The sequence below is a fragment of the Gemmatimonadota bacterium genome, assembly GCA_041390105.1.
In the GTDB taxonomy this organism is placed as follows: Bacteria; Gemmatimonadota; Gemmatimonadetes; order Longimicrobiales; family Gaopeijiaceae; genus JAGQIF01.
This window is the reverse complement of record JAWKQO010000002.1, coordinates 53288-65747: the sequence shown is the minus strand read 5'-3', so window position 1 is coordinate 65747 and position 12460 is coordinate 53288. Positions and strand designations below refer to the sequence as shown.

Annotated in this window: 10 protein-coding genes; 2 read left to right on the top strand and 8 right to left on the bottom strand. The window is 67.7% G+C overall.

All coding sequences use genetic code 11. The features are described 5' to 3' along the window. Position 1 precedes the first annotated feature (1 nt). From R3E10_09675 to R3E10_09655, 5 genes are all read right to left on the bottom strand, one after another. On the bottom strand, positions 2-1714 hold the full coding sequence (locus R3E10_09675; GenBank protein ID MEZ4416016.1) for a GMC family oxidoreductase: 1713 nt from the start codon (positions 1712-1714) through the stop codon (positions 2-4). Between the two features lie 109 nt (positions 1715-1823). Then, the gene (locus R3E10_09670; GenBank protein MEZ4416015.1) at positions 1824-2312 is read right to left on the bottom strand and encodes a YciI family protein; all 489 of its coding nucleotides are present in this window, start codon (positions 2310-2312) and stop codon (positions 1824-1826) included. A gap of 60 nt (positions 2313-2372) precedes the next feature. After that, positions 2373-3644: an RNA polymerase sigma factor gene (locus R3E10_09665; protein ID MEZ4416014.1), complete on the bottom strand. Its 1272-nt coding sequence runs from the start codon at positions 3642-3644 to the stop codon at positions 2373-2375. Beyond that, positions 3641-4066: a YciI family protein gene (locus R3E10_09660; protein MEZ4416013.1), complete on the bottom strand. Its 426-nt coding sequence runs from the start codon at positions 4064-4066 to the stop codon at positions 3641-3643. Before R3E10_09660 ends, R3E10_09665 begins: the two co-directional genes overlap by 4 nt. 149 nt (positions 4067-4215) lie before the next feature. Next, on the bottom strand, positions 4216-5181 hold the full coding sequence (locus R3E10_09655) for an SDR family NAD(P)-dependent oxidoreductase (GenBank protein MEZ4416012.1): 966 nt from the start codon (positions 5179-5181) through the stop codon (positions 4216-4218). 110 nt (positions 5182-5291) lie between these two features. Here R3E10_09655 and R3E10_09650 point away from each other — a divergent pair, with 110 nt between their 5' ends. After that, complete coding sequence (locus tag R3E10_09650) at positions 5292-5735, top strand: DUF6526 family protein (GenBank protein ID MEZ4416011.1); 444 nt, start codon at positions 5292-5294, stop codon at positions 5733-5735. 13 nt (positions 5736-5748) lie between these two features. Here R3E10_09650 and R3E10_09645 read toward each other — a convergent pair whose 3' ends face one another. The 3 genes from R3E10_09645 to R3E10_09635 form a co-directional block, all read right to left on the bottom strand. After that, complete coding sequence (locus tag R3E10_09645; GenBank protein MEZ4416010.1) at positions 5749-6909, bottom strand: hypothetical protein; 1161 nt, start codon at positions 6907-6909, stop codon at positions 5749-5751. A 305-nt stretch (positions 6910-7214) separates the two neighbouring features. Next, complete coding sequence (locus tag R3E10_09640) at positions 7215-8636, bottom strand: DUF222 domain-containing protein (GenBank protein ID MEZ4416009.1); 1422 nt, start codon at positions 8634-8636, stop codon at positions 7215-7217. Between the two features lie 455 nt (positions 8637-9091). Further along, positions 9092-11014 carry a CocE/NonD family hydrolase gene (locus tag R3E10_09635; GenBank protein MEZ4416008.1) on the bottom strand — a complete coding sequence of 641 codons (1923 nt, stop codon included), beginning with the start codon at positions 11012-11014 and terminating at the stop codon, positions 9092-9094. 125 nt (positions 11015-11139) lie between these two features. Between R3E10_09635 and R3E10_09630 the strand changes: the two genes are divergently transcribed. Further along, positions 11140-12459 (top strand): Na+/H+ antiporter NhaC family protein, encoded by a 1320-nt coding sequence (locus R3E10_09630; protein MEZ4416007.1) that lies wholly within the window; start codon positions 11140-11142, stop codon positions 12457-12459. Position 12460 lies beyond the last annotated feature (1 nt).

The window sequence follows — 12460 nt, the reverse complement described above, 5'->3', positions numbered from 1 at the left end:
CTCACAGGTTCCTCCGGGCCATTTCCTGGACGGCATGATCGACCGCGCGGGCCGTCAGCGCCATGTAGAGGATGGACGGACTCTGATTCCCCGTGGAGGTCATGCAGGCGCCGTCGGTGACGAAGACGTTGGGACAGGCGTGCAGCTGATTGAAGGCGTTGAGCAGCGACGTGCGAGGGTCGCGCCCCATACGACATCCTCCCATCTCGTGGATGTCGCGGCCCGGATACCACCCATTGTCATAGGTCTCGATGTCCGTGCATCCGGCCACCTCGAGCATCTCGGCGGCCTGAGTGCGCCAATCCCGGATCATGCGCTCGTCGTTGTCGTCGTAGCCCACGGAGGTGACCAGGAGCGGGATGCCCCACGCGTCGGTCTCCGTGGGATGCAAGCGGACGTGGTTGCTCTCCTTCGGAATCGTTTCTCCCTGCATGTACATGTAGATGCCCCAGGCGCCGGGCTGGCTCTGCGCCGCCTTGAACGCCGCTCCCACCCGGTCCTCGCTCTCGACGCCGCGCACGCGGTAGGCGCCGGTGAACGTGGTGTACCCGCCCACGAAGTCCATGTCGTTGCGGCCGAGGTTCCGGAAGTTGGCCAGAATGCACTCGGTGGGGTTGCGCCCGTAGAAGTATTGGTCCTCGAAGCCCGCGATGGCTCCGTTCGCGGACACGCGGTAGTTGTGGAAGGCGACGAAATGGCCCAGCAGCCCGTTGTCGTTCCCCAACCCGTCGGGGAAACGGCGTGAACGCGAGTTGAGCAAGATCAAGGTGGAATTCAGCGCCGAGGCGTTGACGAAGATCACCCGCGCCCGGAACTCGTGGGTCGCTCCCGTCTCGGCATCGATGACCCGAACGCCCGCAGCGCGCCCGCCAGGCTCGTCGTACAGGATCGAGTGCACCACCGAGTGCGGGCGAACGGTGAGGTTGCCCGTACGGGCCGCCCAGGGAAGGGTGCTGGAGTTGGAGCTGAAGTAGGCCCCGTAGGGGCAGCCCCGCATGCACAGGTTACGCGCTTGACAGGCGGTTCGTCCCTGGGCCGTCTGGACCTCCGTCGGCTGCGAGAGGTTCGCCCAGCGTCCCTGCACCACGAAGCGATTCCCGTAGTAGCTGCGCAGTCGCTCGGACAGGTGCTCTTCAACGCAGTTGAAATCGAACGGGGGCAGAAACTCACCGTCCGGCATGGCTGCCAGCCCGTCCCGGTTCCCGCAGACACCGATGAAGCGCTCGACGTGGGAGTACCAGGGCGACACGTCGTCGTAGGTGATGGGCCAGCCGATCCCGTAGCCGTCCCGCTCGGGGGCCGCGAATTCGTTGGGGCTCCAGCGCTGACAGGCACGTCCCCAGATCAGGGACTTGCCACCCACCTGATACCCCCGGATCCAGTCGAAAGGCTGCTCCTGGACGTAGGGGTGGTCACGGTCCTCGACGAAGAAGTGCGCGGTGTCCTCGTTGTAGCCCGCCGCCTTGCTGATGAGCGGGTTTCGCTCGATCAGCGTGCGGGGCGTGGCCCCGCGGTGGGGCAGCTCCCAGGGCGCCAGCGTGGCGGTGGGATAGTCCACGACGTGACGCACGTCCCGGCCCCGCTCCAGCACCAGCGTCTTCAGGCCCTTCTCACAGAGCTCCTTGGCGGCCCAGCCGCCCGAGATCCCAGAGCCGATGACGATGGCGTCGTACTCGCCGGATTGGACGGGTGCCGCGGTCGCGTCAGGTGCCATCGATGGGTGTCCTGAACCGGAGGCCGGGACTGATCGTCCCGGAACATGGACATTGGGGGCGGGCCCCGGACGGGGCAACGTCTCGGGGACCCGGCCAAAACCACGGGCGTCAGCCGCCGGCGGCAAACTCCATGTCCCCGTCCAAGGGCCGCACCTCGCACTCGATATCCCACTCCTCTCCGTGGACCGCCAGGAAGCGCTTGATCAGCTCCACGGCTTCTTCCTTGTCCCTGGCCTCGATCATCGCGTAGCCACCGATCACTTCCTTGCTCTCGGTGAAGGGGCCGTCCGTGGTGGTGATCGAACCGTGCCGCGACCGCACGCGAAAGCCCTCGGCGGTGGGTCGTAGGCCGGCGGTCCGGATGAGCTTGCCCTCCCGGATCCATTCTTCGATCAGCTTGCCCATGTCGGCGTGGAGTTGTTCGCTGGGCACCTGTCCGGTGGTTTCGTCGATCCGGATCATCGAGAGGAACTTCATGATGGTACTCCCTGGCTGAAGCAGTGGTGGGGAGACCGGAGCGGCATCCCTCACCCATACGTCGATCGAGCGTGGTTCGGATCGACGTGGATCCGGATCGAGGTGGATCCGCATCGACATGGACTCGCCTCCTCAGGGCCCCGTGGGGCGCGTGCCCCGAGCGAGAGGCCCGCACCCGCGTCAGGCTTCGTGGACGCGCAGTTCCTCCGCGCGGTCCAGGAGGAGGGTTCGCTCCTGGAGGTTCCGCGTCAACGAGGCCGCCCGCTCCAGCTCTTCCCGGGCCTCGCCGTAGCGACCGAGCTTGGTCAGCAGGTCCGCACGTACCGCGGGGAGCCAGTGGTATCCCTCCAGGGCCGACTCGCCCGCGAGTTCGTCCACCAGCTCGAGCCCGGCCGCGGGTCCGAAGGCCATGCCCACGGCCACCGCTCGGTTCAGGTCCACCACCGGCGAGGGGGACAACTGGGCGAGGGCGTCGTAGAGCGCCACGATGCGCTCCCAGTCGGTGTCCTCGGGCGTGGCGGCCCGGGCGTGGCAGGCCGCGATGGCGCCCTGGAGCCAGTAGGGTCCGAGCGGGCGGCCCAAACCCTCCGCCCGCTCCAGCGCGGCGAGGCCCCGGCGGATCAGGAGATGGTCCCAGCGGCCCCGGTCCTGGTCCATCAGGAGGATCGGTTCACCCCGGGCTCCCCGCCGGGCGCGCAACCGGGAGGCCTGGATCTCCATGAGGGCCACCAGACCATGGACCTCGGGCTCCTCAGGCGCCAGCTCGGCCAGGATGCGGCCGAGCCGAAGGGCCTCCTCGCAGAGCGCCGGACGTACCCAATCGCCTCCAGCGGTTGCGGAGTACCCCTCGTTGAAGACGAGGTAGATCACCTCCAGCACGGTCTCCAGCCGCTCGCCCGCCTGCTCGAGCGCGGGCATCTCGAACGACACGCGCGACTCCCTCAGCGTGCGCTTGGCGCGCACGATACGCTGCTGCACGGTGGACGTCGACGAAAGGAACGCCCGCGCGATCTCCTCGCTGCTGAGGCCACCGAGCAGACGGAGGGTGAGCGCCACGCGTGCTTCCCGCGTCAGCACGGGGTGGCAGGTGGTGAAGATCAAGCGCAGGAGATCGTCACCGAAGTAGTCGTCGAGCGACGCCTGTAGCTCGCCCTCCGGATCGCGAACCTGTCCCGCGAGTCGGCGCGCAAGGTCCTCGTGCCGACGGTCCAGCATCTTCGAGCGACGGAAATGATCCAGGGCGCGGTGTTTGGCGGTGGCCATGAGCCAGGCGCCCGGATTGTCCGGAACGCCCGACTGCGGCCACTTCTCCAGCGCCACCACGAGGGCCTCCTGTGCCAGATCCTCGGCCAGGCCGATGTCGCCCACCTGGCGGGCGAGTGCTGCGATCAGCCGGGCGGACTCGATCCGCCAGACCGCGTCGATCGCGGCACGCGGGTCGGACGTAGTCACCCCTTCTTCTTGGTGTTCGCGAGCTCCCGAATCCGCTCCTCCTGCTCGCGCAGTTCGGGCGTGAATTCCTCACCGAAGTCCTCGGCTTCGAACACGCGCCGGATCTCGACCTCCACACCGCCGTCGAAGGGGGCGCGTTTCAGCCACTCCACGGCTTCATCCATCGAGCGCACCTGCCAGAGCCAGAAGCCTGCGATCAGCTCCTTGGTCTCTGCGAAGGGACCATCGATGACGGTGCGCTGCTTTCCGTCGAAGCGGACGCGTTTGCCGACGGCGCTCCGGTCCAGCCCCTCGCCGGCCAGCATCACTCCTGCTTTGACCAGCTCCTCGTTGTAGTTGCCCATCGCGGCCAGGAGCTCCTGACCGGGCATGACCCCCGCTTCGGACTCCTCACTGGCCTTCACGACCACCATGACCCGCATCGTGCACGCTCCTCATCTCTGGCCCACCGGCTCCCCTCTCTTCGGGCGCCTTCTACCCATGCGTCGATCGGGGGATCGCCGGATCGACACCGGCTTTCGGCCACCACCGGTCGTCAGCGCCGGGCCCGGTGAGCGCCGTCCACTTCGTCTCAGCGGCGCAAGCCGGTCAGTTCTTCGCTCAGGCGCTTGAGGCGCGCGCGGGCTTCGGCATCGTACGCCTGCGCGTGGGCGCGGGCGGGCTCGAGCCCACGGAAGAACTGGCCGCCCTCGATCTCGTCGGACTCGATGAGCTGCATGACGGCGCCTGCTCCCTCGTCGATGGTCGAGCGGGGCTCGACACCGGCCCGCGCCACCATGCCCGTGGGCATGTAGGTGGCCGGGTGCAGCGCGCTGACCATGACGCCGGTTCCCGCCAGCTCCTGGTGTAGATCGAACGCGAACATCACCTGAGCGAGCTTGCTCTGCGCGTAGGCCCGACCCCCGCTGAAGCCCTGCTCGATCATCACGTCGTCGAAGTCGATGGGCTGCTGGGCCAGCGAGGACACGTTGACAATCCGCGAGGGAGCGCTGTGCAGCAGGCGCGGGAGGAGCAGGTGGGTGAGTAGGTAGGACGAGAGGTAGTTCACCTGGAAGCGGTACTCGTGGCCGTCCTCGCTCAACAGGCGCTCGTCAGGTGCGGAGCCGAAACCGGCGTTGTTGACCAGCACATCGAGGCGGTCGTAGTCGCGCAGAATCGAGTCGGCGAGCTGCCGCACCTGTGCGAAGGAAGCGAAGTCCGCTGCGTAGAAACGTGCGCTCCCCCTGCCTGCGCGCTCGATCTCGGCCACCACCTCCAGCCCGCGCTCGCGGCTCCTGCCGTGCACGATCACGTGAGCGCCCTGAGCGGCCATGCGGAGGGCGACCTCGCGTCCCAGTCCACTGGTCGAGCCCGTCACCAGGACCACCTGTTGGTCGGGGCGAGGGCGGGCGGGCGCCTGAGCGCTCGCGGACGACGAGACCGCCAGGGCGACCACGAAGACGACCGCGGCGATCGCCAGCCCCAGGGGGGAGGGCCTCCGGCCCGTACGTCGAGAGCGCCGCCGCCCGTCGACCCCTTCCTCCGTCGATTGCACCATTTCCCCTCCTGCCTGGCGAATCCGTGGGTGTCGAACCAAGCTGACGCGACCGGTCCGGCCCGGCAATCTACTGGTGGCCGGCGATGTGGCCCCCTCCGGAGGCGAGAAAGATGGCCGATAGCACCAGGCCCCAAAGCTTCGAGAATCATGCACGGTTCGTCTTCGGATACCACCGTGCGGCGACGTTCTTCCTACTCGTCTATCTCGTCTGGGCCATGGGGCGAGTATTCGAAACTCCCTCGTGGGAGCACATCGCTTTCGCGTCGCTGGGCGTAGCGATCCTGCTGATCGGGTACTACACGCGCGCCTTCGCGGCCCAGAACCAGGACCGCATCATCCGGCTGGAGGAGCGGCTCCGCCTTCGTGAGCACTTGCCCGCGGAGCTGCAGCCCCGCATCGGTGAGTTCACCACCAAGCAGCTGGTGGCGCTGCGCTTCGCCTCCGACGCGGAGCTTCCCACGCTGGCCAGACGGGTGCTGGACGAACGGATCACGGAGCAGAAGGCGATCAAGGGGTTGATCGAAGAGTGGCGGCCCGATCATCAGCGGGTGTGAGGATCTCGCCCGCCTACCGCACTCGGTCCGCCTCGGCCAGAGCCAGCACAGCGAACGCCGTAGCCGCATCCGACATGAAGCGCCCTCGGTCCGACTTGGGATCCCGGTCCTTGTTCAGCGATGCCGTCGACCAGCCACCACCGGCCGGATCCTGGTGCTCGATCAGCCACTGAAGCGCGCGGTTCAAGCCGGGATCGCTCCGCGACGCAGCGGCGCGCTGCAGGACAAAGGCGACCAGACCCGTCGCGTACCCGTCGCTCGAAAGATCCTGGGCCGAGCCATCCTCACGTGGCCAGGCACGCAACGAGGACAGGCTCCAGCCTCCATCTGTGTTCTGGAGGGTCCCGAGCTCGGCCGCGACCGCCCCGGTCTCTTCTAGTGTGAGCAGGCCGGACAACTCCGCGCTCGCCCACGCCAGCATGACCCGGTCGAACACCGGTCGACTCCTCCAGTCGTCGAGGAGATACGCGCGCAGCAGGTCGAGGCGGTCCTGCGGTGCCTCGCGCTCCGCGTAGTCGCCTGACGCGCTTCCAACGGCGATGGCCGCCAGTGCGGCACCGAAATACTCGGCGCCGTCGGACTCCCAGGGAGCCAGACCGAAGTGGAGCCAGGCCCAGGCGCCCGTGCCCTCCCGTCGGGTGAACTGGAGCGCCCACAGGTTCGCCAGTGCCTTCCGCGTCCGCTCTGAAGGCTCCGCAGACTGCCCGTCCCGACCTACGAGGATGAGGGCGTTGAGCACGGCCTCCGTACCCCTGGACTCGCTGGTCTTGGGAAGACCCACCGTCTGGTCGGGATAGTAGGGTTCGACCTCGTTCCAGAGGGTCACACGCCGCTCCACTCCGGACACGAGCGTTTCCTCGTGCATGGTGGGACCGGCCTCGCCCAATGGCCCCCGCAGCGCGGGCCGGGCCAGCGCGTAGGGCAGCGACGTATGACACGAGATGCACGCTGTATCGTGGTCACGAGCCGCGTTCGGCCAGTTCATCCACCAGGCCATGCGTTGATCGAGGTAGGCCGCTGCCGCGGCCGGATCCCAGGTGCCGAGGCCGGAGGGAGCCGGCTGTGCCCCTCCGCCGCCAACGCCGATGGCTGCAGAGACCGTGCAGGAAGCGGCCAGGAGCAGGGCGGAAGTCGGCGTTCGGCCGAGGGCTCGTCGCGAAGTGATGCGCCGCATGCGGCGAACATGTGGAGCGGTGCTGGAGGGAAGCAAGATGGCGACACCCGATCGGTGAGCCCGAGCGTGGCCAGTCCACCCGACCCGGCCGGTCAACCCGAGCGCGCACGACGTCTGGACGATTCTTGGACGATCGCGAACGGCCAGCTTGGGACAGGCGGTGAGGAGGCCGTCAGGCGACCCCCTCTCACCGATCCATCCGTCCTGCGATGCAGTTGCGCTGAGGGTCGACCGGCTCCCCCGCGAAATCGAGATCCGCGGCCCGACTGACCCAGCCCCCCATCCCGCGTTCCGATGCCCGCGCCCTAGGGCCGAGCGGACACCCCCGTGCCAGCACTTCGGATCCCCAGGACTGCCGCCATCGCCGTCACCTCGGCAGCAGTCCTCCTCTTCAGCGGCGGCACGTTCGGCACGGGCTTTCCGGTGGGACCGTAGAACGTGGCCTTGCCATCGGCGGCCAGCTCCACGCGGAACCCGCCCTCGTGCAAGAGCCGGTGATGCTGTGGGCAGGTCAGGATCAGGTTGCCGACCGAGGTCCCGCCACCATCCGCCCAGTGCTGGACGTGATGCGCGTCGGTGAATCGACGTCCACAGCCGGGGAAGCGGCAGCCTCGGTCTCTCGCTTCGAGCGCCCTCCGAATCGCAGGTGGAATCGTGCGCGTCTTGCGGCCCACGTCGAGGACCTGACCCGCTGAGTTCCCGGTAGAGCTCTTCGTGATCTGCACCACGCTCGCGTCGCACGCGATGCGCCTTGACGTTCGGGCGCACTCCTTCGGAGCGCTTAGTAGCTCAGACGTTTCCGCGGAAACGTCTTCGCGATCCGCGGCAACGCGAGTCCCGTCCTCCAGCTCCGACATTCCAGGCTCTACGTTCTCAGTCAGCGTGTTGGCTTCCACGTGCAGTACCACCTGGTAGCGCTCGGCCCGGGTGCCGCTTACCGGAGCCTCCGGCCCACCACCTTCTTGATCCAGTCCTGCCGCCAGCGCCCGCTCGGCCAGCAGACCTACCGCATCCGCACGCCTCTGCTCCGGCGTGGGTGTCTCGCTGCCCTCTAGCCCGGGACCCTTCCAGAACAGCGCATCACTGGCGGCCTCCAGCGCCCGCATCAGCAGTGCGCCCACCTCGGGGTCCAGCCGGCCCTTGACCACCATCATGCCATCCTCGTCCGGGAAGACCGAGAGTGACCGGCTCTGGTGACGGAGCCGCTCACGCTCCTGCTCATCCAGCCGGTCGTGCCTCTTCCAGCCGCGCACCACCCGCTCCAACTGGTGGGCGGTCGAAGTGAGCGCGATCTCCAACAGCTCGGTCTCGTTGTCCGCGTCTGCGACGCGGGTGAGTGCGCGGACCTTGGAGAACGATAGGTCGCCTTGATACATGGCGGCGCTGATCTGCGGCAAGCCGGCCAGCGCTCGGGCAGCCCGGACCTTCTCTCGCGCCACGCCCAGATCGATGCCGGTGCGCCAGGCCAGCCAGTGCGCGCAGGTGATATAACCGGATAGCTCCCAGCCGCGCCGCTGATCGAACTCGGCGATCAGGACGAGCTGGCGGTGGGTGGCCGAGCTGATCTGGGCAGCCAAGCTCGCGATCTCGTCGCTAAGGTCCTCGAGTGCGTCGAGCTCGTGGTTGGAGAGCTCGAAGGGGGAGGGGTGGGGCTCAGCTGGAGGGAAGGCATCGACGGTCGTGGAGCTGGAAACGAGAACAGCGCGGGAGGCGGGGGCGAAACCCATGAGGAAGCACCTTGAAGCGAAGGATACCCGATTCGAGCGACAGCCGCTGCGTAGGGGCGCGGTTGGCGCGGAGAGCGCGTGCCAAGCACCCGACGTGGGCAGCGAACGCATCAAAGATATGGGAGGGTTTCGCGGCTCTTCTGAAGGCGCGTCGAGCGACAAACGCGATGTCGGAGGATCAAAAAGAGTGACCGGCGTCGCGATGAGCCGTGCAGCGGTTCGAGCGGCTCTCCAGCGCGACTTCAGCCGCGTGTCCCGGCTCGCCCCCGATGCCCGCCGTCCAAAGTCGTCCATAGCAGAATCGGACGCCGTGCAGGTATCTCGGTTCGTCGGACACGGCCCTGTCTGTGCTCGACGGTCCCCACGAACGGACGCTGCAGATCGTATGAGCGACAGCCGACGGCTTGCGGGTGGCGGTGGAGGCGGGTCGAGCGATGCTCGACGATGCCGACCCCCTACCGCGACCCGATCGGAATCAGCGGCAGGATGACATGCGACGGATGCTCCCGATCGTGATAGACCGTGTTGGTGGCCACTGCCCAGCTGCGATTGTCGCCCAGAGGCTCACCCGTGTTCGGGTTCACGTCGAAGCGCGCGAAGTTCGAGCTCGAGATATCCACCCGGATCCGGTGACCTTTCTTGAAGACGTTCGACGTCGGATACATGCGGATCGTGAACGGATAGACGGTGCCGGGCACCATCAGCTTTTCTTCCGCCAGGGAGTCACGGAACCGGGCTCGCACGATGCCGTCGGCGATGTTCTGATCGAAGCCACCGGGGAAGTCGTGGTTGGGTGGATGCACGTCCACCAGCTTGGCGGTGAAGTCCGTGTCCAACGCAGAGGAAGACGCCCAGAGCTTCACCTCGATTTCGCCGGTCACCTCGACATCTTCTGTGAGCGGCTCCGTCTCGAACACCAGCACGTCGTGGCGGGCCGACAGCGGAATCGGCTCCTGCCAGTTCCAGACGTACTCGCCGCCTCGCTGGTCCCATGCGCCCTGCAGCATGATCCCGCCGCCGGAGGACGTGTTGCCGCCGATGGTGGGTACGGGGTTCTTGGGGTCGAACTCGTAGCGGGTCGATGACGAAGCCGCGGTCGGTGCCGTAGTCGAGAGACCGCCATCCCCTCCGAGGTAGAACGGAGTGTAGCGGGTGCGCGCCAGCGGCCACTCGTTCTCGTCCCGCCAGTAGCCGCCGTGGTTCTTGAGTCCGTTGGCGTCGCGGGACTCGTCCCCCGTGCCCATCACGAAGATCCGCACCTTGGTGGCGAACGGCGCGGCCCTCCCCACTGAGTTGTCCACTCCCTTGAGCCAGTGATCGTACCATTCCAGGCGCCAACCCAGCGGATCGGCGATCGCGGCTTCGGGACCGAAGCTCACCTGACCGTGCGCGGACGCACCCTGCTGCCCGTGGATCCATGGCCCCATGATGAGATACACGGGCCCGGTCATGGCCTTGGTCAACGCGACGAAGTTGCGGGCGGTGTTGCCGGCCCATGAGTCGTACCAGCCCCCTACCAGGTAGACCGGAATGTCCTGGTAGCGCTCGGGGTGGTCCATGATGTTGTTCTGGCTCCAGAACTCGTCGTTGGCCCCATGGCGCATGGCTTCCACCAGCCAGTCCTCGTACTCCGGCGCGAGCTTGAGCGGTGTGGTGCCGCGGCGGAGCGGCAGGTTCTCCAGGTAGGCGACCTTGTGGTCCGCCATCTCCTGGAGGGCCGCCTGGGTGCCGGGGTCGCGGGCCGCGTGGCTGCCGGCCGGGCTGCTCATGGCCACGATCCAGTTCCAGAAGCGGAGCTCGAAGGCGCCGGCGTTGCGCACGCTCTGGTACCCCTGGTTCGAGACGGCGTCCACGGGAATGACCGTAGCGAGCTCGGGCGCTCCCTCCAGGGCCACCGCGTGCTGGGTGCCGCCCACGTAGGACGTACCGATCATCCCGACCTTGCCGTTGGACCACGGTTGCTTGCCGATCCACGCCAATGCGTCGACACCGTCGGGGCCGTCATCCATCCAACGCCAGGTGCCTTCCGACGCGTAGCGGCCCCGAACGTCCTGCGCCACGAACGCATAGCCCCGCGCAGCGTAGTAGCGACCCATCTCCCGGCTGCCGTTCTTGTCGTAGGGCGTGCGCGTCACGATGGCCGGCACCGGCTCGCGCACCACCGCACCGTTCACCGTAGGCAGGTAGATGTCCGTGGCCAGGGGGACGCCGTCCCGCATGGCCACCATGACGTCGCGCATCTCGGCCACGCCGTAGCGGGGTGTCGAAGCCTGGGCAGCGACCGAAGAGGGGACCAGGAGTGGGAGTGCGGCCGACAGCGCGAGGGCGAGGGCGGTGGAGAGCCCGACCCGGGCGGCGACGGCAGGCCAGGTACGCATGGGGACGCTCCTGGAGAGGTGAGGTTTGGGGGCCGGGACAACCTAGGCAGGCAAGCCGGTGACTTGCCAGAACCGGCGCCGCGGGCGTAGCACTCTCTGCCCAACCCCCACACCAAGAGACTGCGATGCGATTGCGCTTCCCGCATCCGATGGTGCTCCTGCTGGCCACGATCGGGCTGGCTGCTGCCCTCACCTGGATCCTGCCGGCCGGCTCCTACGAGCGCGTCCTCGACGCCGCGACCGGACGCGAGGTCGTAGTACCCGGAAGCTACGCGACGGCGGAGCGGAGCCCGGTTGGCCCCATGGGCGCATTGCTGGCCGTGCCGTTGGGCATCGTCGCCGGAGCCGACGTGATCGTCGTCATCCTCTTCGTGGGAGGCGCCTTCGCCCTTCTCGACGGCACCGGTGCGTTGGCTCGGCTCGTCGGTGGGCTGGTAGGGCGCACCCGCAGCCCCTTCATGATCGTCGCGGCGGTGAGCACCGGATTCGCGACCCTGGGTGCGCTCGAGAACATGCACGAGGAGATCATCGCGCTCGTGCCGGTGATGCTGGTGCTCAGTCGCGGCCTCGGGTTCGGCGCAGTGACCGCGCTGGCGATGAGTCTCGGCTCCGCGGTAGTGGGCGCCGCCTTTGGACCCACCAACCCCTTCGCGGCCGGCATCGCGCTCAAGATCGCAGGGCTCTCGCCGCTGAGCGGCGGCGGCCTGCGCCTGGGCATGCTGATCGCCGCGCTCGCCATCTGGATTGCATGGACGCTGTCCCAGGTGGGCAAGGACGACGTGCGACCGGAGGTGACTGCGCCCTCTCTGGATCCTCCGACGAGACGCGACGCCCTGATGCTTGCGCTGGTGCTGCTACCGTTCGGCCCCTACGTGTACGGCGTGCTCCTGCTGGACTGGGGCTTCAACGAGCTGTCCGCCCTGTTCCTGGTAGCCGCCTACGCGGTCGGGCTCGTGGGTGGGCTGGGGCTGCGCGACACCACCGAGCGCTATCTGGCCGGGATGGCCACCATGTTGACCGGAGCACTTTTCGTTGGCCTGGCCCGCTCGATCTCGGTGGTGCTCACGGACGGTCGCATCATCGATACCATCCTGTACGGTCTCGCCACACCGCTCGAAGACGCGCCGGGGTTTCTGGCCGGCGGCCTGATGGTGGCCGTGCAGGCGCTCCTTCACATCCCCGTGGTCTCCAACAGCGGGCAGGCCGTGCTCACCATGCCGATCCTGGCACCGCTGGCCGACCTCCTGGGCTTCTCCCGGCAGGTGTCGGTGATCGCCTACCAGACCGGGGGAGCCCTTTCCGATGCATGGATCCCGACCAACGGGGCCATGCTGGCCATGCTGGTGGCGGCCCAGGTGCCCTACGGGCGCTGGCTGCGGTTTGCGGTGCCGGGGTTGTTGCTGGTCGCGATCGTCGGGTTCGTGGCGATGGCGCTGGCGTATTGAG